Here is a 24,348-nt window from a genome sequence, read left to right on the forward strand (position 1 = left end):
GCTCCCTCTCCTGTGCGTATGTACGTACATCTCTCAGCTGTACGTACGCCCCTCCACGTACGCCTCTCAGCGGCACACAGCCAGCGCGTCCAGCGCCACCGCCCCCTGCCCGCGCGGCAGCACCATCAGCGGGTTGATGTCCAGCTCGGCGAGGTCGTCCCCCAGCTCCAGCGCCATCCGCTGGACCCGCAGCACCACCTCCACCAGCGCGTCCACGTCCACGGGAGGCCCGCCCCGTACGCCGTCCAGAAGTGCCGCTCCCCGCAGTTCGCCGAGCATCGCCCGCGCCTGGTCCTCCGTGAACGGCGGTACGCGGACCGCCGCATCCCGCAGCACCTCCACGAGCACCCCGCCGAGCCCGACCGTCACCGTCGGCCCGAAGAGCGCGTCGTGCGTGACGCCGACGACCATCTCGACGCCCTTCTCCACCATCTGGCAGACCAGGATCCCGTCGAGATCGATGCCCTCGTAGCGCGCGATGTCGGTCAGCTCGCGGTACGCGTCGCGTACCTGGCTCGCGGAGGTCAGTCCGACCTTCACCAGGCCCAGTTCGGTCTTGTGGGCGAGCTGCGCGCCGGAGGCCTTCATCACCACCGGGTAGCCGACGAGCCCCGCCGCCCGTACGGCCGCCGCCGCGCTCGTCACCAGCTGCTCGCGCGGCACCCTGATCCCGTACGCGCGCAGCAGCTGCTTGGCGGCGTGCTCGCTGAGCTGCTGGCCCGGGCGCATCAGCGCCTGCGCCTTGCGGAAGGACGGGGACGGGGTGCGCGGGGCCTCGTCGAAGGGGGAGCGGTAGCTCGCGGTGAAGGAGTGGTGGTCCAGCCAGGCCCGTACCGCCGTGATGCAGTTGGAGAACGTACGGAAGGTCGCGACGCGGGACGAGCCGAGGAGCGTCTCGCGGTACGCGTCCTCCGTGCCGATCGGCGAACCCCAGACCACGCAGACCAGCTTGTCGGTCTGCTCGGCCGCGTCCACCAGGTCCTGCGCCAGCTTGTCGCTCATCGGCGGGAAGGGGCCGGTGATCGGGCAGATCAGGACACCCACGGAAGGGTCGGCGAGGATCGCGTCGATGATCTTCCGCCCGCGCCAGTCGCCGACCGGGTGGCCGCCGTTGTCCACGGGATTCGCCACATTCAGATACGAGGGAATCCACTCGTGCAGCTCGTCCTGCTTGGCCTGCGAGAGCTTCGGCAGCTTCAGCCCCGCCTCGGTCGCGAGGTCCGAGAAATGAGCCCCCGTACCACCGGAGATCGAGTACACGACCACCCCGTCGGCCTGCGGTTTCCGCGCCCGCGCCAACAGGGCGCTGGTGTCCTGGAGTTCGTCGAGCCCGTCGACCCGTATCACCCCGAACTGCCGCATCGCCGCGTCCACCACGTCATCCGCACCGGTCAGCTTCCCGGTGTGCGAGGCGGCCATCCGCGCGCCCGCCTCCGTCCGCCCCACCTTGACCGCGACGACCGGCACGCCGCGCTGCGCGGCCCGGTCGGCGGCCAGCAGGAACGACCGGCCGTCCTTCAGCCCCTCGATATAGCAGGCGATCGCCCCGACCTCGGGCTGCTCCGCGAAGTACGAGAGGAAGTCGGCGGTCTCCAGATCGGCCTCGTTGCCGGTCGGCGCCCAGTGCGAGAGCCGTACGCCGATCTCCTGCATCGCGAAGACCGGACGGCCCTGATGGCCGGACTGGGTGATCAGCGCGATCGCCGGTCCGTCCAGGTCATCGCGGAACTTCTCGAAGGCGTTGAGGTTGGTGTTCGGGCCGAGGAGGCGGATACCGGAACGCTCGACCGCGGCGGTGAGCCGGGTCTGCGCGAGCGCGCCCTGTTCCCCCGTCTCCGCGAAACCGGAGGCGAAGGCGACGGCGAACTTCACCTTCGCCTCGGCGAGTTCCTCGATCACGGGGAGAGGATCACCGACCAGGAGGACCGCGAGATCGACCTGCTCGGGCAGATCGGCGACGGAGGGTGCGCAGGGCAGCCCGAAGACACTCCCGCGCGTCGGATGCACGGGATGGAGCCGGGCCCCGACCCGCTCGGCCCAGGCGATGAGTTGCTTGGTGATCCCGGTGTTGGGCCGGCCCTCCGCATCGGAGGCGCCGACCACCGCCACCGACTCGGGCCGGAAGAACCGGTCCAGATCGGGCGCGTCCGCGTGCAGCGGCCGCCCGCCGACATCGAGATCGGCGGCCCCGCGCGGGGCCGCGACACTGTGCACCGCCGGCGTGGGGCGCTCGCCGCAGGCCACGACGCGGGCCGGGCGGGAGTCGGTGGTGAGGGTGCCGTGAGTCGATCCAAGCATCGCTGACGCCCGCCTCCTGTGTTGTACGTCCTTACGGCCAACAGAACTGACGCGTAGTCAGATTACTGAACTGACGGCCCGTCAGGAACAGGTCTGCGTCGGAAAGTGCGCGGGAGGGGTGTGCGTCGTGCTGTGGGGCAGGCCGGGAGCGTGCTCGGAAAGCGGTGCGGGGCGTGCCGCCCGTTATTCCCTACCCGGCCGCATGAGCCGTCAGGCCTTGCGGCGCCGTGTGAGGTCGGGATGGCTTGGGAGCCCCTGGCAGCAGCAGCCAGGAGCGTGAGCGAGCCAGGCTGCGCAGCTCCTCGTCCCCGCCGACGACCACGGCCGAGCCGGTGAGCCCGAGCATGGGCACATCGGAAATGTGGTCACCGTAGGAGATGCAGTGGCTTGGTGTGGTGCGGTACGCGCCGGCGATCAACCGTACGGCTGTCGCTTTGGCCTCACCGATCATCGGGGGGCGGATGAGCCTGCCCGTGTAGCGCCCATGCGTGATCTCCGGCGGAGTACACCACGTTTCGTCGGCTCCGAGGTATGCGGCGACGGGTTCGAGGCAGGCGGGGAAGGAGCCGGAGACGAGCACCACCGGGTCGCCGTCCCGCTGGTGCCGGCGCAGCGCGGCAAGCGCATGGGGGTTGAGGAATCCGCCATGACGCAGTTCGGTGGCGAACCATTCCCGTGCGAGGCGGGTCACCACAGGGGCACTCGCGCCCTTGAAGTTCTCGAAGTACGCCCGGTTGGTCTCCTCCCGGGGGACACCGATGTCCGTCATCGCCTTGAGGCGCTGGCGACGCTGCTCGTACACGTGCGGGGCGTGGCCGTGGGCGGCCAGGTAGTAGCGCAGAAACCGGAAGAGAGTGGTGTCTGTCGTCAGGGTGCCGTCGACATCGAAGAATGCGATCCGGGTGTGTTTCATCGGGTTCCCGTCAGGTGTGGGGGGAGGGGGCCGGTGCCGGGCGGCACCGGCGGCCTCCCTCTCCCCGTCCCCGGCTTGGCAGGGCGTCAGGCGTCGACGCCCTTGGAGCGGAGGAGCTCGACGACCCCGTCGACGGTGGCGGCTTCGTGGACTTCGTCGTCGGTGACCTCGACCCCGAAGCGCCGGGTGAGGCCGACAGCGAACTCGACGAGGATGAGGGAGTCGAAGCCGAGAAGCTCGAACTGCGTGGTGCCGGTCGTGTCTTCGGGGGCTTCGAACTCGGCTGTCAGGATGCCGAGGAGCTGGTCGGCCAGGGGCTGCGGCTGGGTCTGGGTCTGGGTCTGGGTCTGTGTGGTCATGTCGTATCGCCGATCTGTGCGTGAGGAGATGAATCGCCGTGTGGCCCGGTTTCAGACGGCAGTGAGACCGTCCGGCCAGGTCAGCGCCACCGAACCCCAGGTCAGTCCGCCGCCGAAGGCGGTGAGGAGGACGCGTGAGCCCGGGGTCAGCCTGCCGGAGGCGGTCGCGTGGGCCAGGGCGAGGGGGATGGAGGCGGCCGAGGTGTTTCCGACCTGGTCGATGTTGATGACGGCCCGCTCCTCGGGAATGCCGAGGTGGCGGGCGAGTGCCTTCAGGATGCGTGCGTTGGCCTGGTGACCGACCAGATGGTCGACCTGGTCCGTGGTCCAGCCGATACGGTCGAGCAGCGACATGGCCGAGTGCTGCATCCGGGTCACGGCGGCCGCGAACACCTTCTTGCCCTGCATGGTGAAGTACGGATCGCCCAGCTCGGGGTCGTCGGGGTTGGCCCGCTGCCGCGAACCTCCCGCGGGAATGCGGATGAGGTCCGCCTGGCTGCCGTCGGCACCGAGATCCACGCCGAGCAGTACCCCGGGCTGTTCCACGGTGCGGGCCGCGGACAGGACGACGGCACCGGCTCCGTCGCCGAAGATGACGGACGTGGTGCGGTCGGCGGGGTTGAGGATCGTCGAGTAGGTCTCGGCTCCGATGACCAGGATGCGTTCGGCCTGCCCGGCGATGATCTGCGCGGATGCCGTGGCCAGCGCGTACAGGAACCCCGAGCACACGCCCGAGATGTCGTACGCGGCGGCGGTGCCCAGCTGCAGGCGGGCGGCGACTTCGGGGGCGGTCGCCGGGCAGGGGTGGTCGGGGGTGGTCGTGGCGAGGACCACCGCATCCACCGCACCCGGCTCGGGGGACAGCCCGGCGGACTTCAGCGCTCGGTGTCCGGCCTCGACGGCGAGGTCACCGGTGGAGGTGCCGGGCGAGGCCCAGTGCCGGACACTGATGCCCGTCCGGGTGGTGATCCACTCGTCGCTGGTGTCCAGGCGGGTGGCCAGTTCGTCGTTGGTGATGCGGCGGGGCGGCAGGTAGCTTCCCAGGCCTGTGACGGCGGCGGCCGGCTGGTGGTGTGCCATGTGTGTCTCCTGCGAACTGCGGCGGGCGGTCAGGGCAGAAGGTGGGCGACGTTGCAGGTCAAACGCTTTCCTGCGACCGTCGCGACGATCTGTCCCGTGCGCCAGGTGCCCCGGGAGGTGGGAAGCTTCGCCGGCTTGGCGAGCTCCACGTGAAAGCGCCCGTCGTCGGTGCTGTCCCCGGCGGACGGCGCGATGGTGGTACCGCGCATCCACAAGGTGTTGGACGTGGCGCGGTCCAGGCCGTCCAGCCGGTAGAGAAGGATCTGACCGAGCTGCAGTGCCGCGGTGAACAGGTCGATCATCGTTGGCGGCAGCGCGGCGCGGCGCGTGCCGTCCGGATCCGTGGTGATGCTGAGTTCCGCGCTCGCCGTATGCGCCTCGATGTCGGCCTCGATGGCGTCGAGGAACTGGTGACGGCCCAGGTGGGAGGCGCCGTAGGGGGCGTCGTTCCAGGGGCCGGGAAGATCTTCCGGACGGGCGTAGAAGCCCTCGGCCCGTGAAGCCTCGGCCGTCACGGCGTGTTCCACCACCACGCGCACGGTCATCGAGCCGATGCCGCAGTCCATCGTGGTCAGGCGACGGCCCAGTGCGGCGATGTCGTTGGTGGAATGGTGGGTCGCGAAGACGGCGAAGGAATCGAGGCTCTCCTCGTCCGGCGCGGGACCCGCCTTGATCACGAGAGACCGGATCAGGAACGGGCTGGTGGGCGGCAGGCCGAAGGAGTGCGCGGCGTAGAGCCCGGTGAGCTGGGCAGCGAAGAGCATCGCGTCGATGGTCGACAGGTGCGGGCGCTGCTGGGTGTCCCCCTTACGGGACCAAGTACCGGGTATGCCAAGGCCGGCTGTGGCGTCGACGCGTCCGGGCACTTCGTCTGTGGTGGTCCGGATGGTGATGTCGGTGAGAACGTGTGTGACCCGCTTGAAGCCCTCTCCGAAGAAGCGTCCCTCACGGTTTCCCAACTCATCGTCAGCGGAGCTGATGCGGAGAATGTCCGGCAGAACTGCGGTGTCCATGGAATTGCCCCCTGTGTGACTCCCCGCCCCACGGCGAAGAGGTGTTCGTCGGTCCTCCCGTCCCGCGGCGGCATCACCGCGGGACGGGAGGAGCTCAGTGTTCGTCGGCGAGCTGGGCCGCGAACACGCCGTGGTGGAAGTAGGCCCACAGCTCGGCGATCAGGCCCTGCTCATCGAGGCGGTAGACGTGGATGCCCGCCCAGTTGACGGGCTTCCCGTCGGTGGTGACGACAGCGCCGCGCCAGGAGACGGCGGTCTGGCCGCCGGTGGTGTACGCGTCGATCGGCGTGATGCCGAGGAACGGATCGAAACGGGGAATCACGTTGTGCAGCTTGGCCCGGATGGCCTCGCGCCCCTCGATCGGCCGGCTGCCGACCGGGTCGTGGAAGATCCCGTCCTCGGCGAAGGCCTCGGCCCACAGGTCGGCATCCGCGGCCTGGGAGCCTGCGTAGAACTGATGGACGGCCTTGGGCATGGCGGGAAACGTCATGAGCGGATGAACTCCTGATCAGTAGAGATATGTTGAGAAGAAAGGATATTTGCCACCTGCCGAAGGCTGGGACGGCAGGTTCTGCGCCGCTATGCCGTCGACAGCGCGGGTCGACGCGGGGCATCGACAGCGAGCACTGCGGCAACGCGCCGGTCGGGACGGACCAGCAGGGCGGCCGCGTCCTGCGGCCACATCGCACGGGCGCGCGGATGATGTGCGTCCAGGCGCACCGTGTGGACCACGCCGACGGGCGGACAGCCGGCCAGCGCGGCCCGGTTGTCGGCAAGGTCACGCACCTGAGCGGGGGAGGACCGGTGCCGGACGAGCAGCGTGCTGAGCGTGGCATCTGCCGCCGCGGGCAGCAGACCGACCTGCTCGCCGCCCTCGCGTACCGCCGTGGGCACCCGCGTGCCCTCCTCCAGCCGGTAGGCGCCGGGCAGTTCCGGTGCGTTGGGGGCGGGGTGGTGCGGGTAGAGCTGGCTCCAGCGCGGGGCGTGCCCGGTCAGCTGCTGCTGCAGTGCTTCCTTGTCCGCCGCACTGTGGGCCGTACGCATGCGCTGGACCAAGGGCAGAACGTCGGCGGCCGCGATGGCCTCGGCTGCGGCTTCCCGCCGCTCGGCCTCGTACGCGGCCATGTCGACGGTACCGCCGTGGCGTATCGCGTGGACGATGCGCCAGGCCAGAGCGAGAACATCGCCGATGCCGAGGTTGAGTCCCTGCCCTCCGGCGGGGGCGTTGAGGTGGGCGGCGTCTCCGGCCAGTGCAACCCGGCCGTCCGCCATGCGGGAGGCGATGCGTTCCTGCACCGTGTACTGGGCCACCCGCTCCACCTGCCGCAGCCGCAGCCTGTCACCGAAGCCGAGGGCATCCACGAGAGTGGCGACCTGGTCCGCGGTGACGTGAGCGTTCTTCTCCAGGGCGAGCATCATGTCGGCGGGCCCGGCGATGCGTACCCGCCCCGCGGGCAGGGGAGCGAGGGTGACCATTCCCGCCTCGCCCACATAGATGCCGGTCTCGGGCGCGGTCGCAGGCCGGAGGGGTACGCCTTCGACCAGGAGATAGCTGGCGGGCGCGTGGCGGCCTTCCATGGAGGAACCGAGCCGCGCGCGCACCCGGCTGCCCGCACCGTCGCACCCGACCAGGTACCGGCATCGCACCGTGGTCGGGCCGTTGCCGTCGTCGAGCTGCACGGTCAGCGGCTCGTCCGGCGAGTGGTCCCCGCCCAAGTGGCCTGTGTACGTGGTTCCGTGGCGGAAGTCGACGCCGCTGTCGCGGGCGACTTCCTCGAGGAGTTCCTCGTAGGCGGGCTGGGGCAGATTGAGGTAGCCGTCGACGTTGCTGTCCAGGCCGGTCAGCGGACCGTGGTAGGAACCTTGATGCGTGTGGAAGGAGATCCGCTCCAGCGGGAGGCCCTGTTCCCGGACCGCGGCCAGCAGGCCGAGCGCGTCGAGGAACTCCAAGGTGGGGGCGTGCAAGGTGATGGCCCGTGTCCGCCGGTCACGACTGGTGCTCCGTTCCACGACCGTCACCCGCAGCCCTGCCCGGCGCAGTAGGACGGCCAGGGCAAGACCGGTCGGGCCCGCACCGACCACGAGGACGTCGGTTTCCTGATCGGCCATGAAATGTTGCTCCTCTCAGTCGGGTACGGTCAACGCCGGTCGGTCAACGGGGCCACGGGGTCCGGATCCAGCGCGGGCGGCGGTGTGTCGGGCACGGTGTCCGGGAGGGCCTTCGGCTTCCGCGGCCAGGTGGCTGCGAGGACCGACACGAGGACGGTCACGCCACCGAGCAGCTGCAGCGGGGCGAGGGTCTCACCGGCGATGAGCCAGCCGAAGAAGCCGGCACTGACGGGGCCGAGCAGCGGCAGGGGCGCCGACAAGGAGATGGGCAGCGCCTGGAGACCGGACAGCAGCAGGTAGTAGGCCAAGGCCGAGCAGCCGAACGCGACCCAGAGAAGACCGCCGAACTGCGACAGGCTGATGGAGGGGGGAGCGCCCTCGGTGAGGACCGCGATGGGCAGCAGGATCACGCTGCCGCCGAGCAGGGTCCAGGAGGCGAAAGTGACACCGCCGATCCCCTCGGGCCTGCCCCAGCGGCGTGACAGGACGCTGCCGAGCCCGAGGCTGAGGGCGGAGCCTAGGCCCGCCAGGACACCGAGCAGGTCGAGGCTGCTGTCACCCCGGAACACCAGCAGGGCGACACCGCAGACGCCGACCACCGCGGCCGCGTACTGAACGGGCCGGATCCGTTCCCTGAGTACCGGAACGGCGAAGCCGATGGCGAAGAGGGTGGACAGGGCGCCGATCGTGGCGGAGACCCCACTGGACAGACGCTGTGCCGAGACGAACAGCAAACCGAAGAAGAGGCCGATGTTGAGGGCCCCGACCACGAGGCTGCGCCACCACCACATTCCCTTCGGAAGGGCGGGCTTGAGGGCCAGCAGCAGCAGTCCGGCCGGGGCGGCACGCAGGACCGCGTCCCAATAGGGGCTGGGCGGGAGGTATTGGGCGACGAGATAGGAGGTGCCGCCGATCGTGGGGCCGAGGGCCGTGCGCAGCAGCAGCTTGGTTTGATTCATGGCAGCTCGCTTTGAGGCGTGGGGTGCGCGATCAGGCGGTGAACGCCTCGTGGATGGCGTAGCTGTCCTCGTACATGCGGTAACCGGCGATCCGGCCGTCGACGACCTTGAAGTGCAGCGCGTAACTGTTGGTGAACTTCTTGCCCGTGGCGAGGACCCCGAAGACACAGGTGGCGAACACCACCGCGTCCTGACCATCGGTGACCTTCCCCGTGATCGCGAAGGACTCCGGCGGCGTGAGCACCTGGCCGAAGAGCCCGAAGAACTCGGCGATCTCTTCCTTGGTGGACCTGCTGCCCGCCCACGGCACGTTGGGGGCGCCCGCGACGGTGAAGTCGACCTTGTCGGCGAACAGTTCGAGCAGAGCCGACTGGTTTCCCGTTCCGAAGGCCTCGAAGAAGGCATCGACGGTGTCGGCGGTCGACTTCCGGGTGGTGGTGGACATACGTGTTCTTCTCTTCTCTCGTGAGTCGGGGGCGGTTCGGCCGGTCCTCGGCGGGGACGTCAGACGCCCAGAGCCACTCGGCCGGCGAGGACGACAGCCGTGTGCCGGGCGACACGGGCCCCCAGGTACTCGGCGGTGGCGATATCGGCCTTGTGCACGCCGTCGGCGGGAAGGTCGGCCGGTGTGGTGGCCGCGGCGCCGTTGAAGTACCCCAGGCGGTTGAGGTCGTTCTCGCTCTCGGAGCTGGTGTGCCAGCCCGGGTGCAGACCGAGGTTCACCCAGTTCATCTGGTGCTGGGCGCCGAGCGTGGCGAAGTAGCCGAGCGTGGAGTGCTTGTCCCCTGCCTTGCAGGCGGCGTTCGTGAAGCCGGCGCCGACCTTGTCCCGCCAGGCGCTGGACGCCCAGCGCTTGCTGGTCGACTCGGCGAAGACGTGGAACTTCCCGGCCGCCGAACCCATGTAGGTGGGCGATCCGAAGATGATCGCGTCCGCAGAGTCGAGCACCGCCCACTGCTCGTCGGTGATGGTGTCGACACGGATCAGCGTGACCTCGGCCCCCGCATCGGTCGCACCGGCCTGGACGGCTTTGGCCAGGACGTCGGTGTGTCCGAAGCCGGAGTAGTAGGCGATGGCGACGGTCGGCTTTTCGGGCATGGCGAATTTCCTTCTGTGCGTGAGGTTTGCGGTGTGCGGCTGAGGGAGGGAGAGGGGTGGGTGGCAGAGCCACGGGCGACGAGCGCGCCGGAGCCGTGCAGCACCGTCTCAGGCGGCTGCGGGCGCTCGCTCCGTCTCCATACGGAAGTCCTGCTTGGCGTAGTCCTGCCAGGCCAGATCCATGGCCTCCTGCGTGCTCATCACCGGCTTGAGGTCGAAGAGCCCCGCGATGGTCTCAAGGCGCTCCGGCATGGTTCCGCTGACCACGTGGCAGGGGATCTCCAGCTCATCGAGCGTCTGAAGCAGCATCGTGTCGATGGTCGCGCGGAAACTCTCGTTCATCGGCCGGTGCCCGTCGGCCGCGATGGGCAGTTCGTGCCGCAGGTGCACGTACGCGTCGTAGGTGTCCTTGACGTGCCGCTTGAGAGCGTGCCCGTACTGGTCGACCACCTTGCTGAAGAAGCGCATCTCCTCAGTGAGTTCAACGGCGCGGCCGCCTTCGAGACCGGCTGTGTCGTTCGGGTTCATGCCATGGATGACCCGGCCGGCGCCGTAGAGCCACTCCTGAAGTGACGAACCGTCGGAGATGAACCGGTCTCCGAGGAGCGCCTCTTGAACGGCACGTCCGGTGTGCCTGCGGAGCATCAGCTGCAGGAACTCATCCGGCGACACTTCCGCGAGCTTCTTGCCGGGGAACGTCTCGGGCAGGATCTCGCGGATCGTCCTCGCCAGGGTGCGAGGCACACCGGTGTAGTGGGACAACGCCATCACTGTGGACGTCTTGCCTGCGGAGTAGGTACCGGAAATCGATATGCGCATTCAGGGCAGCCCTTCGAGTCGGAAAGACGTGACGGTCCGTCCGTCTTGAAACCTGGCAAGGGAAACCCATGGGTACGACCGCCCATGGAAAGCCCCCGTGACGTGGCTGGAGCGGCGCTTCCAACCTGTTGGTTGGATCATGGCATAGGCCAATCGCATATGTCCAACCAACCGGTTGGGTGAGTCCTGGCGGGTGTGTGCCGTCGTGCCCAACCAACTAGTTGGGTGAGAGTACCCTTGGGGTATGACAAGAGACACAGACGAGACCAAGCGCCTGCTCCTGGGCGCGGCGCGAGCCGAGTTCGCGGAGTACGGCATCGCGGGCGCACGCGTCAACCGCATCGCGGAGAAGGCGGGAGTCAACAAGGAGCGCATCTACGGACACTTCGGGAACAAGGAGGGGCTCTTCAACGCGGTCCTCGCCCAGGCGATGGCCGAGCTCGCCGAAGCGGTCCGCCCCGGCGAAGGGCCGGTGGGGGAGTACGTGGGACGGGTCTTCGACTTCCACAGTGAAGATCCGACGCTGCTGCGGCTGCTGATGTTCGAGGCGCTCTACTACGGAGATCAGCTGGCGGACAGGACATCCAGTCGGGCCTCCCAGTATGCGAACGCGGCCGAGGGCCTGCGGGACTCCACCGGTTACACCTCGGACCAGGCGGCCCAGCTGTTGCTGACCTTGATCGGCCTCGCGGCGTGGCCGGTGGCGATGCCGCAACTGGCCCGCCTCGCACTTCGCGAGCAGCCGGACAGCACCGAGGCGCGGGGCGATCTGCGGGACTTCCTCGTCGCCTTCGCGGAACGCGCCACCACGCCGGCTTGATCCGAGGCCCGAAGACGGTCTGGACTCTCGGCGCGGAGCCGAGGTGTACGAGGTGAACGGGCCCGGTGCCGGGGGAGCGGCCTTGCGTACCGCAGTCGCTCCCGCGCGTCGGGTGCACGGCGCGCGGCCGCACCCCGACCCGCTCGGCCCAGGCCGTGAGCTGGCCGGTGATTCCGGTGTTGGGCCCGCTCCTCCGGGTCGGAGGCGTCGATCACCGCCACCGACTCGGGAGAGAAGGCAACCGGCCGAGATCGGGCACATCCATGTGCAGCGGCCGCCAACGGAACTGGTGCATGGTGAGACCTCCACCGAGCTGACGGACCGTCGAAAGCGGGTCTGCGCCGGAAAGTACGGGGAGGGGCGGGCGGGGACGGTTCAGCCGCACTCGGGGCGCGTACCAGCCGCACTCGGCGCGCGTACCGACCGCGCCTAAATTCGGATGTCTGTACGGCCCGGGGTTGCTAGGTTCTCCGTGTGCCGAAGTTGAATCAGATCATCGCAGTCGAGAAGGGCGTCAAGTCCAAGGCCCTCCAAGAGCTCACCCAGGCTCACCAGGACGTGCAGAAGCCCGCCCTGCTGGCCGGTATCTCCCGGACGTACCAGCCCAAGGACGAGGAGGGCGAGCAGCTTCCGCCCGAGTCCACTCGGGTGCAGATCAAGGCCGAGGACGCTCTGCGGGCGACCGCCGGAACGCTGACCCGGCTCTTCGATGTGACCGCGACGAAGGACTGGGCGAACCGGTCCGCCGCCGCGGACGTGGTGGTCGACGGTGCGGTGCTGCTGGCCCAGGTGCCCGTCCCGTATCTGCTGTTCCTGGAGAAGCAACTCACCGACCTGCACACCTTCGTGCGCAAGCTGCCGGTGCTCGACGCCTCCGAATCGTGGAACCTGGACCCCTCGACGGACGCGTGGAAGACCGACCCGGTGCGGACCATCCGCACGAAGAAGGTCCCGCGCAACCACGTGAAGGCCGAGGCCACGGACAAGCACCCGGCACAGGTCGAGGTGTACTACGAGGACGTCCCGGTCGGATACTGGACCACGGTGAAGTTCTCCGGCGCGCTGCCCGCCCGGCGGGTCAACGAACTGCTGGACCGGGTCGAGAAGCTGCAGCAGGCGGTCAAGTTCGCCCGTGAGGAGGCGAACAACACCGAGGTCACCGACCAGCGGGTCGGCGACGCGGTATTCGGCTACCTCTTCCGGTAGCCCCCACATTCGCCCTCCGTCGCGAGCGGAGGGTGCGCGATGAGCGCAAGCTGAAACTGATGTTGAAGCTGATCAAGGGGTGTCAGTTGGGGGTTCGAATCCCTCCCCCCGCACCACATGCGGGGGTGGCCCAAGCCTGGCAGAGGCGGCCCCATCAAACTCAGATTCTCGCTCCAGTCTCAGCATTCGCCGCCGAACACCGGATCGACCGAGCGTGGGCGAACATCGACGGATGGGGGTTCAAGTCCCTCCGGCGCCTCTCCCGTGGCGCTGTAGTTCAAAGGCAGAACACGTCGATCTCAACATGACCCGCGGTTCTTAAACGCCGCCGGTGTGCGCAATTGGGTGGCAAGCAGGAGCCCGGGAGCTGGACATGCTCCCGGGCTCCGTCACGTTCCGCTTCCGCATCATGTGTATTCGAGGTTCGCGCCCAGCGGCCTGTACTCGGCGAGGCTGTCCGTAGCCGGGCGATCCTCGTCCCATTCCGGAGTGAACCCGCCGGCCGCGTGAATGGCGGTGCGGATCACCGTTCGCGAAAGACTCACGGCGTCGTCCCGGTCTCCGTAGACGGTCAACTGCACTGTGACCTTGTTCGTGTCGAGGTTTGCCTCGATGTGTCCACTCCCTATGGCGGGGTTGCACTCCCGGAGAGCGGCAAGCTGTTCCTGCACGCTTGCCAGGTGAGCGTTCATGGCATCGGCATTCTCCTGGGCGCTGCCGTCCCCGTGGTTGGTGAGCTTCAGACGCCATGTCACCTGAGTGCGCAGTGGGGGGCTCGCCGCATGATTCTCCTCGAGCGTGATGCTGAGCTTGGCTTCGAGAGCCTCGGCCAGGCGGGTGAGGATGGGGATGGTGGGGGTGACTCCGCCGCCTTCGATGCTGGAGATCTGCGGCTGTGTCATACGGGCGCGCTTGGCCAGCTCGGCTTGGGACAGGCCCAGCTCGGTGCGGCGGTCGTAGACGAGTTGTCCGAGGTCGAACGCGGCCTTGATCTCGGCGCGGCGTGCCTCCACCTCCGGAGGCTCGGTGTGGCCCTCGGTGAGCTTGCGCTCGCGGGCGAGCTTCCATCGGCTGTGGCTCATCGGAGGTCTCCCTTCGTCACGTTCCGCGTCCAAGCCGGGTCATGTCCCGGTTCGTGTGCCGGGCCCTGTTCCTGGCAGGCCTTTATCACCAGGCGTGCCCGGTCCACCTGAGCGGTCTCGCGCTGCTTGGTCTTGCGGAACACGGTCAGCAGAACGATGCGCTGGTCAGGAGCCAGCCAGTAGGTGATCCGGACTGCGAGGCCATCCTGCCCGAGGTGGAATCGCAGTTCGCGCAAGCCATCGCCGAGGTGGCTGGTGTAGGGGTGTCCCAGGGTGGTCGGCGCGTCCACGAGCCGGGACACCGCGTGGTCGGCGTGCAAGTACTCATCGCCGGTCAATCCGCCGAGCCACTCCTTAACCTCCGGCTCCACGTCAACCTGCCAGGGCGCGTCCATACCTCAACTCTATATCTAATCGGTTGTATATTCGCTGAGAAGTACGGGGGGATTCTGGAAGCGGACACCGGGGAGTGTCGATGCGTGGCGTCAGTTGGGAGGAAGTCAAGCGCCAGGTCCGAGAACGGCGGATGGCGGCGGGGCTTCCGGTTCGCTCACGCGAGGAGAAGCGAGCGGCGACGGAGCGGCTGTCCGCCGAGGTGCTTGCGTTGCGGGCTCAGGCCGGGCGTGGTGCGCGCGGGGCAGACGGGAGCAGACCGGTCACGGCCTCCTGGAGCTGACCTGGGTGCTGATAGTGCAGGCCCGTCAGGCCCGCTTCCCGTGCCGCTGTCACGTGACCTGCCGTGTCGTCGACGAACAGGCAGCGGTTCGGTTCGGCCCTCGCGCGGCGCGCGGCCTCCGCGAAGACGCGCGGGTCCGGCTTGGCCGCGCCGACGCGAGCGGTGTTGACCACCGAGTCGAACGCGTCGGACAGGCCGTGCGAGGCCAGGGTCGCTTCGAGGCGCGTGGTGGCATTGGAGACCAGGACCACGGGAACCACGCGTCGTACGGCGGCGAGCAGCTCCATGACCTCCGCGTCGACGCGGCCCGTCTGCGCGCTCCACGCCCCCACCAGCGCCTGCGCCTGCTCTTTCCCGCCGCATGCCCCGGCCAGGTCCGCCGCCACCTGCTCCCGCCACTGCTCGTCGGTGAGCCGGCCGGTGACCGCCGCATCGAGCAGCTCGGTACGGAACGCGGCACGGGCGAGCGTCCCCTCGGCCAGACCCCAGGACCGGTCGAGCGCGCTCATTCCGTCCGGATCCCACAGGTGCACGACTCCGTCGAAGTCGCACAGCACGGCGTCGAAGGGCAGTTGCTCATTCATGCCTGGCGATCATGCCAGCTCCCGGTCCGGGCTCAGGACGGGTGTCTCGGGAAGGTCGAGCTGTCGATGGTCCAGGTGCCGAGTTGGAACGTGTCGCCGAACTTGTACACGCGCGGGGCGGCGCGGTAGCGCGGCTCGCCGCTGGTCGTGTCCGGGTCGGAGTGGACCGTGATGGTCCCGTTCCGGGGGTCGATGATCGCGTAGACCGGGACACCCATACGGGGGTAGTCGCGGAGCTTGGTGATGGAGGCGTTGCCGGGGTTCGACGGGGAGACGACCTCGATGGCTGCGGAGACCGTGGGGGCGAAGGCGGCGAAGTCGTCATCGTCATCTGCTACCGGTCGGCGGCGGCCTGCGTGAAGGCGGTCCAGGTGGCCGGGGCGACGGTGAGGATGGCGGCTTCGGGGCGTTTGGAGTCGCGGATGTGGATGGCGGTGGGGTGGGTGGCTACCTCCACACACCGGTCGTGGACGTTGTCGCTGTACGTCGACTTGCGCCAGTTGTAGGCGACTTCCACGCAGTCCCCGCCGTCGCTACCGCTGTAGCTCGACTTGAACCAGTGCAGTGCGGTGCTGCTCATCGCTCTCCTAGCAGGTGGCCCAGGAGGCCCAGGGTGTCATGCGGGGTGAGGGCCTGTGCTCGTAGCATGGCATGCCTGCGTTGGAGGATGGAGACCTCGTCAGGGTCGGCCACCCATTGGCTGCCTCGTTGGGACTCGGTGTAGGCCAAATGCTGGTGTTCGGGCGTCTCCAGCAATGTGAACGGTCCGTCGAGCGCGGCGTGATGGCGGCTGCCGAGCGGCAGGATCTGTAGTGAGAGGCCGGGGAGCTCGGCGCATGACCGCAAGTGCTGAAGCTGCTCGCGCCCAATATCCGGACCGCCGAAGCTGAGCCCGAGCGCCGGTTCCCAGATGACGAAGCTGACGGTCGGCGGCACCTTTTTGTGCAGGATCTCCTGCCGAGCCATGCGGGCAGCGATCTTGGCGCCGATCTCATCCTCGTCGTAGGCGGGGATGCGTTCTTGAAAGACTGCCCGTGCGTAGCCAGGGGTCTGCAACAGGCCCGGCACCACGGTCGCGTCGTACTTCGAGAGCGCGATGGCCTCGCTCTCCTGCTGGATGTACGACTCAGCCCACAACGGAAACTGATCCACTTCCGGCAAATTGGCCACCGCAGCGGCCAACACCCAACCGGTGCACAGCAGTCGGTCGATCGCTTCCGCGAGATCCGGCAGCAGGGCCCTCCGCCCCTGCTCGATCGACGCGATCGTCACCTCGGCGACGAGGAGCCGTTCCGCCAGCTCCCGCTGAGTCAGCCCGGCGGCCTGGCGCAGGCAGGCGACCTGGGAGCCGATCATCCTCATCACCGAGGCGTTCTTCTGCGGACGTTTCCTCGTGCTCATGCCGGGCAATGTCCCCACCCCCACGCGTACTTGATCCCGTGGCGACTCATACAGCCGAGCTGTACGGGTCGACGCACTGTTCCACGGTAGCCACACTCCGTGACTCTCGACCCGTGAACCTGCGAGAAAGATTCCTCCCGAGGGACCGCCGTTCCGTCCCCGCCGCCAGGCGTTTCGCCCGCGAGGTGCTCGCCGGCTGGGGCTGGCCCGAACCGGACGACCCCTTGCTCTGCGTGAGTGAGCTGGCGACCAATGCCCTGCTGCACGGCGTACCGCCCGGACGCGGTCTGCTGCTGCAACTCCGCTGCGACGGACGCGTACTCCGGATTGAGGTGCACGACAGCGGCGCCGGTGTTCCGCGGATCGTCGACGCCGCTGACGAGACCGGCCGCGGGTTACGCATCGTGGACGCGCTGGCCGACAAGTGGGGCGTGGGGGAGCGGGACCCGGGCAAGACGGTGTGGTGCGAGTTCGTGGCGCGTCCGGCCCCGCGCGCCGGCAGCGGGACCGACGGTCAGCGCGCCACCGCCCGCGCGATCCGCTCCGCGTCGCGGGCGATTTCGCGGAGCATGCCGGAGATCGGGTTCGTGTAGCCGTTGAAGTACAGGCCGGGGGCCGAGGGGGAGGTGCGGGCGCCGTGGACGGTCGGGCGGCCGCGGTCGTCGAGGACGCCGAGGTGGCCGACCAGGGAGTCCAGTCCCCGCTCGTATCCGGTCGCCGCGATCACCACCTCCGGTGCGATCCACGAGCCGTCCGCCAGCTTCACCTTGCCGTCCTCGAAGGATTCCACGGCCGCGACCGGCTCGACGCGCCCCTTGCGTACGGCGTCGATGAGGCCCACGTCCTGGACCGGGATCGCACCTTCCCGTACGCGCGAGTACAGGCCGGTGTCCGGGCGGGGCAGACCGTGGGCGGACAGGTCCGGGACGGACAGTTTGTTCATGGGGCGGGCCAGGAGGTCGACCAGGCCGGTCGGCAGGCGGCGGACCAGGACGCCGGTGCGCTGGGCCGGCCAGCCCGCCGTCGAGCGGCGGACGATGTGCGGGGCGGTGCGGACCGCGAGGCGGACGCGCGAGGCGCCGCCCTCCACCAGGTCGACCGCGATCTCCGCGCCCGTGTTGCCGACACCGACGACGAGGACGTCGCGTCCCTCGTACGGCTTCGGGTTGCGGTAGTCGCTCGCGTGCAGCAGTTCGCCCTCGTACGAGGAGCGGCCGGGCCAGTCCGGCAGGCGCGGGGTGTGGTTGTAGCCGGTGGCGACGACGACCGCCGAGCCGGTCAGTTCGCGGCCGCCGCTGCCGTGCAGCAGCCAGCCGGAGCCGTCGGGGGCGGGGTCGATCCGGGATATCTCGACGCCGGTGATGATCTCCAGCTCGTGGAACTCGGCGTATTTGTCGAGGTATTTGATGAGATCGTCCCGGGCGACCCAGCGGCCGAAGCGGCGCGGGATCGGCAGGCCGGGCAGCGCCGAGAGGCGGCGGGTGGTGTGCAGGTGGAGACGGTCGTAGTGCCGGCGCCAGGACGCGCCCACCCGGTCGGACCGTTCGAGGATCACGGCCCGTACGCCCTTGGCGCGCAGCGCGGCGGCGCTCGCCAGGCCACCGGGGCCGCCGCCCACGACGTACACGGGGCGGTCCTCGGTGCGGTCGATCCCGGGGGGCGGGGTGTGGGAGGTGTCGGCCATAGCGGCAGCGTAATTGGGTGTGGGATTGATAGGGCGCGGTCAAGCGGTAAAGCGGTTGCGAATTGATCACGGGTGGTGTGTGAGGGCACGGGTGGTGCGCGAGGGCACGGGTGGTGCGCGAGGGTACGAGGACGCGCGAGGGCCTGGGGTGCGCGAAGGTCGGGGGTGCGCGAAGGTCGGGGGTGCGGTGGTGCCGCGGATCCGCGCCCGTCCGGTGTGATCGGGTCCAGCCCCTTGCGCACAGCCGCCCCCATCCGCTGAACTGACGTACCGTCAGATGCGGCTCTCGCGTGAGGGGATGTACCCGGATGGAAACGATCTGGCTCAGCGGAGCCGAGTGGGCGGCCGTGCTGCGGATCGGGCTCGGCCTGTGGTGGCTGGAGAGCTGGCGGCACAAGGACCGGAAGGGCTGGTTCGAGCGCGGAACAGGCATCGCCTGGGCCGCCGATGTGGCGGGCAAGCACAAGTGGGGGTTCGTGACGGCCGGGTTCCGGAAGGTCGTCGAACCCCGGCCCAAGGTGATGGCGTACATCGTCGTCTACGCCGAGCTCGCCCTCGCGCTCGGGCTGATCTTCGGCTTCCTGACCCCGGTCGCCCTGATCGGCGGGCTGCTGCTCAACCTGCTGTACCTCGTGCTGATGATCCACGACTGGGCCGAGCAGGGGCAGAACTCGATGATGGCGCTGATCTCCGTCGTCGCCCTCTTCACGATGTCCTGGCAGGCCTGGTCGCTCGACAGCGCGATCGGAGTCTTCTGATGGCCGTGTCTGCGTCTGTCTCCACCTCTGCGTCCGCCTCTGCCGCCGCCCCGGCGTCCGTACGGTACGACCTCCCCGAACCCGACGCCTTCACGGAGCCCTACTGGGCGGCCGCGGCCGAGGGGCGGCTGCTCCTGCGCCACTGCCGCGACTGCTCGCGCACCCACCACTACCCGCGCGAGTTCTGTCCGCACTGCTGGAGCGAGAACGTGGTCTGGGAGCAGGCGAGCGGCCGCGCCACGCTCTACACGTGGTCCGTCGTGCACCGCAACGACCTGCCGCCGTTCGGCACGCGCACGCCGTATGCGGCGGCCGTCGTGGACCTGGCCGAGGGCCCGCGGATGATGACGGAGATCGTGGACTACGAGGAGCGCGCCCTCGCGATCGGCATGCCCCTGGAGGTTGCCTTCCGGGAGGCGGAAGGCTTCCGGGTGGCGGTGTTCCGGCCGGCCCCGATCGCGTAGCGCTCTGTGTCTCATGGGGCTACACTGAAGCGCATGAAGACCATCACGCAGCGCGAGTTCCGGAACAACTCCGCCGCCGTCATGGACGCGGTGGAGGCCGGTGAGACCTACCACATCACTCGCAACGGAATAGAGGTCGCGGAGTTGCGGCCTCTGACCCGCCGTCGGGAATTCAGCGCCGAGGAGCTGGTCGCGCGGGCGCGCGCCCTGCCACCCGTCGACTACGCGCAGATGCGGCGTGAAGCGGATGAATTCTTCGGCACCGAGGACCGAGTGGGCGACCCCGGTGACGACCCTTGGGAGCGGGCTCGTGGGTGAGCGGCATGCCGAGGGCATCCTCGACACCTGTGTGTACATCGACCTGGCAGAGATCAGCCCCGGGCTGCTTCCGGCGAAGCCGAAGCTGACTGTCGTGTCCATGACGGAACTTCAGCAGGGTGTCGCCATGGCCAAGGAACCGGCCGAGCGAGCCAGGCGCACCGAGCGTCTGGGGGACGCAGTCACGGCTTTCAACCCTCTTCCGTTCGACGGCCCGGCGGCGTCGCGCTTCGGCACCATGGTGGCCCTCACTCTGGCTGCCGGCCGCGATCCGCGGCCACGCAGACTGGATCTCATGATCGCCTCGATCGCCTCGGTCCGAGGCCTCCCGCTCTACACGCGCAACGCGGACGACTTCAAGGGCTTGGAGAGCGCCGTCACCGTTGTGGCGATCTGACCGAGCGAGGAGCAGGCACCGGCAATCGGTGGGGGCACCCGTCCGGGCGTCAGGCGGCAGCCGTCGCCGCGTCGGCCCCCGCGTCCGGCGTGCGGATGCCGTCGAGGATGCGGGTCCAGCCCTCGGAGCCGTGGCCGTCGGCGAGGGCGCGGTGGTAGTGCGCCTGCACGGCCCGCGGCAGGGCCGTGTCGATGCCCACGGCCTCGCTGGCCGCGTGGATGTGGTCCGCGGTGGCGCCCATCATGGTGATGTTGCTGCCCTCGCCCGGGTGTTCACCGGCGTCGATCCGGCGGCCGAGCCGGTCCATGCCGTCCGCGGCGATCATGTCGGGGATGGCCCGGAACAGTTGGGTGACCTCGGTCAGGAAGGTCTCCGCGGTGATACCCGCGGAGCCGACGAGCGCGGTGGCGTGCGCGAAGCCCGAGAGCGTGGTGAGGAAGACGTCGAGGTGGGCCTGGTACATCAGCTGGGCACGTCCGGGGTCCTCGCCGAGGAAGCGGGGTGCGCCGATGTGGGTGAGCGCGCCGCGGTGCGTCTCGAAGGCCTGCTCGTCGCCGCTGTAGTACACATAGGCGTGCTCGGTGCCGATCATCGGCGGGGGTACCATCACGCCGCCCGTCAGGAACGCGGCCCCGTGCGAACGGGCCCACGTCGCGGCCTCGCGCGTCTTGTCGGGTGTGTCGGAGCTGAGGTTGACGAGGGTGCGTCCGGGCAGGGCGGCTGTCGCGTCGCTGAGGATGTCCCACATCGCCTGGTAGTCCGTCAGGCTGAGAAGGACCAGCTCGCCGGTCGCCAGGGCCTCGGACGGGGTTGCGGCGAGGCGGGCCCCCTCTGCGACAACCGCCTCTGCCCTGCCGGGAGTTCGGTTCCATACGGTGACCTCGTGCCCGGCCTTCAGGAGGGCCCGGGTCATCGCCTGACCCATCGGGCCCATGCCGAACACGGTGACGGGTGCGAGGGCTTCGGTGCGGGTGGAGGCGTCGGTGTGCATGCGGGAATCTCCCCTGGAGGCCGGGTGGTTGTGGATTCAGTCTCGCCAGCGCCACCATCGGGCGGGAAGTACCCACTAATTAGTGGGGTACGTACCTTTGGGTGAGTGCCCCGCGTCCGAAGCGAAGGGGCGTGTGCGTATGTCTGGCCGTCGAGGTCCCTATATCTGCGGGATCGATGCCGCACTGGACGTCGTGAGCGGGAAATGGAAGGGCCTGGTGCTCTGGGAGCTGCATGCCCACGGCGTCCGCCGTTTCGGCGAACTGCGCAGGGCGCTTCCCGGGGTGAGCGAGAAGATGCTCACGCAGCACCTGCGCCAGATGGAGGAGGACGGCCTCATCCACCGCGAGATCTACGCCGAAGTGCCGCCGAAGGTCGAGTACTCGCTCACCGACGCGGGCGTCGCGCTCAACGAGGCACTGCGGCCGCTCGGCGACTGGGGCAGGGAGCGGCTTCGGCGGAACGGGCTGCGGGTGGTGGAGGTGCCGGAGGCGGCGGCGTCCTGACCTGGTCCGGGCTGACCTGGTCCGGGCCGCCCTCGTCCGCGCGCCGCCCTGGTCCGGACCGTGCTCGTCCGGGGCCGTCCTGCGCGCGCCGCTCTCGTTCGCGCCGCTCTCGTCCGCGCCGCCCTCAGCGCCCCAGGATCACGGTCCCCGAGGAGCAGAACCATCCGCCCGTCCCCGATGCCACGGCCAGCTCGGGCAGCCGTCCGCCCGCCTTGCGGACCTGCCCCTCGCCCGCCTCGCCGCGCAGCTGCCGTACCGCCTCGACCAGGAGGAACAGGCCGCGCATGCCCGGGTGCTGGGCGGAGAGGCCGCCGCCGTCCGTGTTGACCGGGAGCTCGCCGGTGCGGGTCAGGCGGCCCTTCTCGACGAAGGCGCCGCCCTCGCCCTTCGCGCAGAAGCCGAGGTCTTCGAGCGTCACCAGGGTCATGTACGTGAAGGCGTCGTAGATCTCGGCGAGGTCGATGTCGGCGGGGGAGACGCCCGCCCGCTCGAAGGCGAGGCGGCCGCTGACGGCCGCGGGAGAGACGGTGAAGTCCTCCCATTCGGACATCGTCGTGTGCGAGACGTGCTCGCCCGCGCCGAGTACCCACACCGGATCCTTCGCGCAGTCGGCCACGTACTCCTCGGCGACCAGGAGCACCGCCGCGCCGCCGTCCGAGCGGATGCAGCAGTGCAGCTTGGTGAAGGGGTCGGCGATCATCGGGCCGCCGAGCACGTCGTCCACCGTGATCGGCTCGCGGAACATTGCTTCCGGGTTGTCCGCGGCGTTCGCGCGGGCCTGCACGGCGACCTCCGCGAGCTGCTCCAGGGTCGTGCCGTACGCGTGCATATGGCGGCGCGCGGCCATCGCGTACTTCGAGATGAGGCTGTGCCCGTACGGGACCTCGAACTGCAGCGGGCCCCGCGCGCCGAACGAGAGATTCGAGGTGCGGCGACCGGCCTTGATGTCGGCGCGGGCGGTGGAACCGTAGACGAGGAGGACGGCGCCCGCGTGCCCGGCGGCGATGGCCTCGGCGGCGTGCGCCGCCATCACCTCCCAGGTGGAGCCGCCCACGGAGGTGGAGTCGACCCAGGTGGGCTTGAGGCCGAGGTACTCGGCGACCTCCACCGGGGCGAGGGTGCCGAGGCCGGCGGAGGCGAAGCCGTCGATGATGCTTTTGTCGAGCCCGGAGTCCGCGAGCGCCCGGCGGGCGGCCTGCGCGTGCAGGGCGTACGGGGTGGCTTCGTCGACCTTGCCGCAGTCGGAGAGAGCGATTCCGGCCACGGCTACCTTGCGCCGGGGGGTGCTGGATATGACGGAGGGCATGGATCTGACGGTACATCAGATTCTGATTCCGGGGGAGTGAGGGGCGCGCGGGCGTCGGCGCCCGGTGGCGCGTGTCGGCTTCCAGGGGGTGCGTGCCGTCTTTCAGGTGGGCGTGCGCCGGCTTCCCTGGGGTGCGCGTCGATTCCGGGTGGTGTGCCCCTCTGTGCATCTGGCCGCCCACGTCCTAGCATGACGCGCCGTCAGATCCGGGTGCCGCCCATGGTGCCCGGGGGAGGAGCCCGCCCATGGACGCCGCGTTCACCGCCGAGCAGGACGAGATACGCCGCACGCTGCGCGAGCTCATGGCCGAGCGCGCCGGACCCGAGGAGAACGAGGCAGCCGTATGGACCCCCGCAGGGCACGACCCCGAACTGTGGCGTGCCCTCGTCGCCCGGCTCGGCCTGCAGGGGAAGGGGGCCGAAGGGGGTGGTGGGCCGAAAGGTTCACCCCGCACCCCCGGAACCTCCTGTGCCCCCTGCACCCCCACCGGGCTGGCCCTCGCCGGCGAGGAGACCGGCCGCGTCCTGCTGTCCTCGCCCCTGCTCGCCACCGCCGCGCTGGCCCTGCCGCTGATCCGCCGCCTCGGCGGCGAGGAGCAGTGCGGCGAGCTGCTGCCGAAGATCGCCGAGGGCGCGCTGACCGCGGCCCTCGCCGTCCCGGGCGTCGCCCTCGCCACTGCCCTCGGCCTCGCCGGCGACAGCCGCGGCGACTGGTCGGGCGGCGGTCGCGCGGGCGGGGTGCAGGCGCGCCGTGACGAGGAGGTCTGGCGTCTGTACGGGCAGGCCGAGCAGGTACTCGACGGCCACAGCGCCGATGTGCTGCTTGTGGCCGCGCACACGGGGGGCTTCGCCCGTTCGCGCACGCTCCTCTTCCTCGTACGGGCCCGCAGTGCCGGAGTCGTGCGCGTACGGCAGGCCACCCTGGACGAGAGCCGTCCGCAGGCGCGGATCGAACTGCGTGACGCGCAGGCCGAGTTGCTCGGACCCGACGATGCGGCGGCGGTGGCGGAGGCGCTCGCCCGCACCGGCGACGCGGCCGCCGTGGTGCTCGCGGCCGAGGCGGTCGGGGCGGCGGACCGGGCGCTGGAGCGGACCGTCGAACACGCCAGGCGGCAGGAGCAGTTCGGGCGGGCGATCGGATCGTTCCCGTCGGTGCGGCAGCGGCTCGCGGATGTGTACGTGGCCGTACAGGCGGCACGGTCCGCCGTCCACTACGCCGCCTGGGCCGCGGAGAGGGGCGAGGACGGAGCCTTGCCCGCTCGAGCGGAGCCGGGAGCTTGGGGAAGGGGCGGCGGGCTCGCGCTCGCGCAGGCGCTCGACGCGCTGCGGACCGCGGCCGGGGAGGCGGTCCAGCTGCACGGCGGGATCGGCTCGGTCTGGGAGTACGAGGCGCACCGCTACTTCAAGCGGGCCGCGGGCGACGAACTGCTCTTCGGCCCGGTGCACCGGCTGCGCGCCCACGCGGCGGACCATGCCGGGCTCTTCGTGGCCGAGGGGGTGGCGGTCTGA

29 protein-coding genes are annotated in these 24,348 nt (G+C 69.7%); 9 read left to right on the forward strand and 20 right to left on the reverse strand.

Features of this window, described 5'->3' with window-relative positions:
* Positions 1 to 66: 66 nt before the first annotated feature.
* The 11 genes from ACLF6P_RS11745 to ACLF6P_RS11795 all read right to left on the reverse strand — a co-directional run bounded on the left by ACLF6P_RS11745 (position 67) and on the right by ACLF6P_RS11795 (position 10,648).
* Entirely contained in the window at positions 67 to 2,298 is a 2,232-nt protein-coding gene (locus ACLF6P_RS11745; protein WP_415950004.1) for an acetate--CoA ligase family protein, read from the reverse strand.
* A 190-nt stretch (positions 2,299 to 2,488) separates the two neighbouring features.
* Positions 2,489 to 3,211 carry an HAD family hydrolase gene (locus tag ACLF6P_RS11750; RefSeq protein WP_415950006.1) on the reverse strand — a complete coding sequence of 241 codons (723 nt, stop codon included), beginning with the start codon at positions 3,209 to 3,211 and terminating at the stop codon, positions 2,489 to 2,491.
* A gap of 86 nt (positions 3,212 to 3,297) precedes the next feature.
* On the reverse strand, positions 3,298 to 3,570 hold the full coding sequence (locus ACLF6P_RS11755; protein ID WP_415950007.1) for an acyl carrier protein: 273 nt from the start codon (positions 3,568 to 3,570) through the stop codon (positions 3,298 to 3,300).
* Between the two features lie 51 nt (positions 3,571 to 3,621).
* A complete protein-coding gene (locus tag ACLF6P_RS11760) occupies positions 3,622 to 4,650 on the reverse strand; it encodes a beta-ketoacyl-ACP synthase III (protein ID WP_415950008.1) in 1,029 nt (342 codons plus the stop codon).
* 29 nt (positions 4,651 to 4,679) lie between these two features.
* Positions 4,680 to 5,663, reverse strand: a complete 984-nt coding sequence (locus ACLF6P_RS11765) for an AvrD family protein (RefSeq protein WP_415950010.1) — start codon at positions 5,661 to 5,663, stop codon at positions 4,680 to 4,682.
* Positions 5,664 to 5,757: 94 nt separating this feature from the next.
* On the reverse strand, positions 5,758 to 6,153 hold the full coding sequence (locus tag ACLF6P_RS11770; RefSeq protein ID WP_415950011.1) for a nuclear transport factor 2 family protein: 396 nt from the start codon (positions 6,151 to 6,153) through the stop codon (positions 5,758 to 5,760).
* Between the two features lie 89 nt (positions 6,154 to 6,242).
* The gene (locus ACLF6P_RS11775; protein WP_415950012.1) at positions 6,243 to 7,772 is read right to left on the reverse strand and encodes an FAD-dependent monooxygenase; all 1,530 of its coding nucleotides are present in this window, start codon (positions 7,770 to 7,772) and stop codon (positions 6,243 to 6,245) included.
* Between the two features lie 29 nt (positions 7,773 to 7,801).
* Positions 7,802 to 8,731 carry a DMT family transporter gene (locus tag ACLF6P_RS11780; RefSeq protein ID WP_415950013.1) on the reverse strand — a complete coding sequence of 310 codons (930 nt, stop codon included), beginning with the start codon at positions 8,729 to 8,731 and terminating at the stop codon, positions 7,802 to 7,804.
* 31 nt (positions 8,732 to 8,762) lie between these two features.
* On the reverse strand, positions 8,763 to 9,176 hold the full coding sequence (locus ACLF6P_RS11785; RefSeq protein ID WP_415950015.1) for a nuclear transport factor 2 family protein: 414 nt from the start codon (positions 9,174 to 9,176) through the stop codon (positions 8,763 to 8,765).
* 59 nt (positions 9,177 to 9,235) lie between these two features.
* On the reverse strand, positions 9,236 to 9,829 hold the full coding sequence (locus ACLF6P_RS11790; protein WP_415950016.1) for a flavodoxin family protein: 594 nt from the start codon (positions 9,827 to 9,829) through the stop codon (positions 9,236 to 9,238).
* Positions 9,830 to 9,937: 108 nt separating this feature from the next.
* Positions 9,938 to 10,648, reverse strand: a complete 711-nt coding sequence (locus ACLF6P_RS11795) for an ATP/GTP-binding protein (protein WP_415950018.1) — start codon at positions 10,646 to 10,648, stop codon at positions 9,938 to 9,940.
* A gap of 244 nt (positions 10,649 to 10,892) precedes the next feature.
* On the opposite strand from ACLF6P_RS11795, the gene ACLF6P_RS11800 reads away from it, so the two are divergent.
* Positions 10,893 to 11,468 carry a TetR/AcrR family transcriptional regulator gene (locus ACLF6P_RS11800; protein ID WP_415950019.1) on the forward strand — a complete coding sequence of 192 codons (576 nt, stop codon included), beginning with the start codon at positions 10,893 to 10,895 and terminating at the stop codon, positions 11,466 to 11,468.
* 474 nt (positions 11,469 to 11,942) lie between these two features.
* Positions 11,943 to 12,674 carry a DUF7873 family protein gene (locus ACLF6P_RS11805; RefSeq protein WP_415950021.1) on the forward strand — a complete coding sequence of 244 codons (732 nt, stop codon included), beginning with the start codon at positions 11,943 to 11,945 and terminating at the stop codon, positions 12,672 to 12,674.
* A gap of 407 nt (positions 12,675 to 13,081) precedes the next feature.
* Here the strand turns inward: ACLF6P_RS11805 and ACLF6P_RS11810 are convergent, their stop codons facing one another.
* The 6 genes from ACLF6P_RS11810 to ACLF6P_RS11835 form a co-directional block, all read right to left on the reverse strand.
* Positions 13,082 to 13,756 (reverse strand): helix-turn-helix domain-containing protein, encoded by a 675-nt coding sequence (locus ACLF6P_RS11810; protein ID WP_415950022.1) that lies wholly within the window; start codon positions 13,754 to 13,756, stop codon positions 13,082 to 13,084.
* Complete coding sequence (locus tag ACLF6P_RS11815) at positions 13,753 to 14,151, reverse strand: type II toxin-antitoxin system RelE/ParE family toxin (protein WP_415950024.1); 399 nt, start codon at positions 14,149 to 14,151, stop codon at positions 13,753 to 13,755. The genes ACLF6P_RS11810 and ACLF6P_RS11815 overlap by 4 nt, the downstream gene beginning before the upstream one ends.
* Before the next feature lie 217 nt (positions 14,152 to 14,368).
* Positions 14,369 to 15,016: an HAD family hydrolase gene (locus tag ACLF6P_RS11820; protein ID WP_415950025.1), complete on the reverse strand. Its 648-nt coding sequence runs from the start codon at positions 15,014 to 15,016 to the stop codon at positions 14,369 to 14,371.
* 32 nt (positions 15,017 to 15,048) lie between these two features.
* Positions 15,049 to 15,387 carry a Uma2 family endonuclease gene (locus tag ACLF6P_RS11825; RefSeq protein WP_415950183.1) on the reverse strand — a complete coding sequence of 113 codons (339 nt, stop codon included), beginning with the start codon at positions 15,385 to 15,387 and terminating at the stop codon, positions 15,049 to 15,051.
* The gene (locus tag ACLF6P_RS11830; protein WP_415950027.1) at positions 15,351 to 15,596 is read right to left on the reverse strand and encodes a DUF397 domain-containing protein; all 246 of its coding nucleotides are present in this window, start codon (positions 15,594 to 15,596) and stop codon (positions 15,351 to 15,353) included. The genes ACLF6P_RS11825 and ACLF6P_RS11830 overlap by 37 nt, the downstream gene beginning before the upstream one ends.
* A complete protein-coding gene (locus tag ACLF6P_RS11835; protein WP_415950028.1) occupies positions 15,593 to 16,417 on the reverse strand; it encodes a helix-turn-helix domain-containing protein in 825 nt (274 codons plus the stop codon). Before ACLF6P_RS11835 ends, ACLF6P_RS11830 begins: the two co-directional genes overlap by 4 nt.
* 59 nt (positions 16,418 to 16,476) lie before the next feature.
* Here ACLF6P_RS11835 and ACLF6P_RS11840 point away from each other — a divergent pair, with 59 nt between their 5' ends.
* Complete coding sequence (locus tag ACLF6P_RS11840; protein WP_415950185.1) at positions 16,477 to 17,010, forward strand: ATP-binding protein; 534 nt, start codon at positions 16,477 to 16,479, stop codon at positions 17,008 to 17,010.
* Here ACLF6P_RS11840 and ACLF6P_RS11845 read toward each other — a convergent pair.
* Positions 16,932 to 18,101 carry a flavin-containing monooxygenase gene (locus tag ACLF6P_RS11845; protein ID WP_415950030.1) on the reverse strand — a complete coding sequence of 390 codons (1,170 nt, stop codon included), beginning with the start codon at positions 18,099 to 18,101 and terminating at the stop codon, positions 16,932 to 16,934. The two genes, ACLF6P_RS11840 and ACLF6P_RS11845, sit on opposite strands and share 79 nt — an antisense overlap.
* A 308-nt stretch (positions 18,102 to 18,409) precedes the next feature.
* Between ACLF6P_RS11845 and ACLF6P_RS11850 the strand changes: the two genes are divergently transcribed.
* The 4 genes from ACLF6P_RS11850 to ACLF6P_RS11865 are packed head-to-tail and all read left to right on the forward strand — an operon-like array spanning position 18,410 to position 20,038.
* Complete coding sequence (locus tag ACLF6P_RS11850) at positions 18,410 to 18,859, forward strand: DoxX family protein (protein WP_415950032.1); 450 nt, start codon at positions 18,410 to 18,412, stop codon at positions 18,857 to 18,859.
* A gap of 5 nt (positions 18,860 to 18,864) precedes the next feature.
* The gene (locus ACLF6P_RS11855; protein WP_415950033.1) at positions 18,865 to 19,323 is read left to right on the forward strand and encodes a Zn-ribbon domain-containing OB-fold protein; all 459 of its coding nucleotides are present in this window, start codon (positions 18,865 to 18,867) and stop codon (positions 19,321 to 19,323) included.
* Positions 19,324 to 19,356: 33 nt separating this feature from the next.
* The gene (locus ACLF6P_RS11860; protein WP_415950034.1) at positions 19,357 to 19,641 is read left to right on the forward strand and encodes a type II toxin-antitoxin system Phd/YefM family antitoxin; all 285 of its coding nucleotides are present in this window, start codon (positions 19,357 to 19,359) and stop codon (positions 19,639 to 19,641) included.
* A complete protein-coding gene (locus ACLF6P_RS11865; RefSeq protein ID WP_415950036.1) occupies positions 19,634 to 20,038 on the forward strand; it encodes a type II toxin-antitoxin system VapC family toxin in 405 nt (134 codons plus the stop codon). Before ACLF6P_RS11860 ends, ACLF6P_RS11865 begins: the two co-directional genes overlap by 8 nt.
* A gap of 49 nt (positions 20,039 to 20,087) precedes the next feature.
* Here ACLF6P_RS11865 and ACLF6P_RS11870 read toward each other — a convergent pair whose 3' ends face one another.
* A complete protein-coding gene (locus ACLF6P_RS11870; RefSeq protein WP_415950038.1) occupies positions 20,088 to 21,029 on the reverse strand; it encodes an NAD(P)-dependent oxidoreductase in 942 nt (313 codons plus the stop codon).
* A 139-nt stretch (positions 21,030 to 21,168) separates the two neighbouring features.
* Between ACLF6P_RS11870 and ACLF6P_RS11875 the strand changes: the two genes are divergently transcribed.
* Complete coding sequence (locus ACLF6P_RS11875; protein WP_415950040.1) at positions 21,169 to 21,534, forward strand: winged helix-turn-helix transcriptional regulator; 366 nt, start codon at positions 21,169 to 21,171, stop codon at positions 21,532 to 21,534.
* A 124-nt stretch (positions 21,535 to 21,658) separates the two neighbouring features.
* Here the strand turns inward: ACLF6P_RS11875 and ACLF6P_RS11880 are convergent, their stop codons facing one another.
* A complete protein-coding gene (locus tag ACLF6P_RS11880) occupies positions 21,659 to 22,840 on the reverse strand; it encodes a thiolase C-terminal domain-containing protein (RefSeq protein WP_415950041.1) in 1,182 nt (393 codons plus the stop codon).
* A 245-nt stretch (positions 22,841 to 23,085) separates the two neighbouring features.
* Here ACLF6P_RS11880 and ACLF6P_RS11885 point away from each other — a divergent pair, with 245 nt between their 5' ends.
* Complete coding sequence (locus ACLF6P_RS11885) at positions 23,086 to 24,348, forward strand: acyl-CoA dehydrogenase family protein (RefSeq protein WP_415950042.1); 1,263 nt, start codon at positions 23,086 to 23,088, stop codon at positions 24,346 to 24,348.

The sequence above is a fragment of the Streptomyces lothianensis genome, assembly GCF_047779955.1.
GTDB lineage: Bacteria > Actinomycetota > Actinomycetes > Streptomycetales > Streptomycetaceae > Streptomyces.

Coding starts and splice junctions, on each gene's coding strand:
- ACLF6P_RS11745 (WP_415950004.1), bottom strand. CDS start 2,298: ATGCTTGGATCGACTCACGGCACCCTCACCACCGACTCCCGCCCGGCC.
- ACLF6P_RS11750 (WP_415950006.1), bottom strand. CDS start 3,211: ATGAAACACACCCGGATCGCATTCTTCGATGTCGACGGCACCCTGACG.
- ACLF6P_RS11755 (WP_415950007.1), bottom strand. CDS start 3,570: ATGACCACACAGACCCAGACCCAGACCCAGACCCAGCCGCAGCCCCTG.
- ACLF6P_RS11760 (WP_415950008.1), bottom strand. CDS start 4,650: ATGGCACACCACCAGCCGGCCGCCGCCGTCACAGGCCTGGGAAGCTAC.
- ACLF6P_RS11765 (WP_415950010.1), bottom strand. CDS start 5,663: ATGGACACCGCAGTTCTGCCGGACATTCTCCGCATCAGCTCCGCTGAC.
- ACLF6P_RS11770 (WP_415950011.1), bottom strand. CDS start 6,153: ATGACGTTTCCCGCCATGCCCAAGGCCGTCCATCAGTTCTACGCAGGC.
- ACLF6P_RS11775 (WP_415950012.1), bottom strand. CDS start 7,772: ATGGCCGATCAGGAAACCGACGTCCTCGTGGTCGGTGCGGGCCCGACC.
- ACLF6P_RS11780 (WP_415950013.1), bottom strand. CDS start 8,731: ATGAATCAAACCAAGCTGCTGCTGCGCACGGCCCTCGGCCCCACGATC.
- ACLF6P_RS11785 (WP_415950015.1), bottom strand. CDS start 9,176: ATGTCCACCACCACCCGGAAGTCGACCGCCGACACCGTCGATGCCTTC.
- ACLF6P_RS11790 (WP_415950016.1), bottom strand. CDS start 9,829: ATGCCCGAAAAGCCGACCGTCGCCATCGCCTACTACTCCGGCTTCGGA.
- ACLF6P_RS11795 (WP_415950018.1), bottom strand. CDS start 10,648: ATGCGCATATCGATTTCCGGTACCTACTCCGCAGGCAAGACGTCCACA.
- ACLF6P_RS11800 (WP_415950019.1), top strand. CDS start 10,893: ATGACAAGAGACACAGACGAGACCAAGCGCCTGCTCCTGGGCGCGGCG.
- ACLF6P_RS11810 (WP_415950022.1), bottom strand. CDS start 13,756: ATGAGCCACAGCCGATGGAAGCTCGCCCGCGAGCGCAAGCTCACCGAG.
- ACLF6P_RS11815 (WP_415950024.1), bottom strand. CDS start 14,151: ATGGACGCGCCCTGGCAGGTTGACGTGGAGCCGGAGGTTAAGGAGTGG.
- ACLF6P_RS11820 (WP_415950025.1), bottom strand. CDS start 15,016: ATGAATGAGCAACTGCCCTTCGACGCCGTGCTGTGCGACTTCGACGGA.
- ACLF6P_RS11830 (WP_415950027.1), bottom strand. CDS start 15,596: ATGAGCAGCACCGCACTGCACTGGTTCAAGTCGAGCTACAGCGGTAGC.
- ACLF6P_RS11835 (WP_415950028.1), bottom strand. CDS start 16,417: ATGAGCACGAGGAAACGTCCGCAGAAGAACGCCTCGGTGATGAGGATG.
- ACLF6P_RS11845 (WP_415950030.1), bottom strand. CDS start 18,101: ATGGCCGACACCTCCCACACCCCGCCCCCCGGGATCGACCGCACCGAG.
- ACLF6P_RS11850 (WP_415950032.1), top strand. CDS start 18,410: ATGGAAACGATCTGGCTCAGCGGAGCCGAGTGGGCGGCCGTGCTGCGG.
- ACLF6P_RS11860 (WP_415950034.1), top strand. CDS start 19,357: ATGAAGACCATCACGCAGCGCGAGTTCCGGAACAACTCCGCCGCCGTC.
- ACLF6P_RS11870 (WP_415950038.1), bottom strand. CDS start 21,029: ATGCACACCGACGCCTCCACCCGCACCGAAGCCCTCGCACCCGTCACC.
- ACLF6P_RS11875 (WP_415950040.1), top strand. CDS start 21,169: ATGTCTGGCCGTCGAGGTCCCTATATCTGCGGGATCGATGCCGCACTG.
- ACLF6P_RS11880 (WP_415950041.1), bottom strand. CDS start 22,840: ATGCCCTCCGTCATATCCAGCACCCCCCGGCGCAAGGTAGCCGTGGCC.
- ACLF6P_RS11885 (WP_415950042.1), top strand. CDS start 23,086: ATGGACGCCGCGTTCACCGCCGAGCAGGACGAGATACGCCGCACGCTG.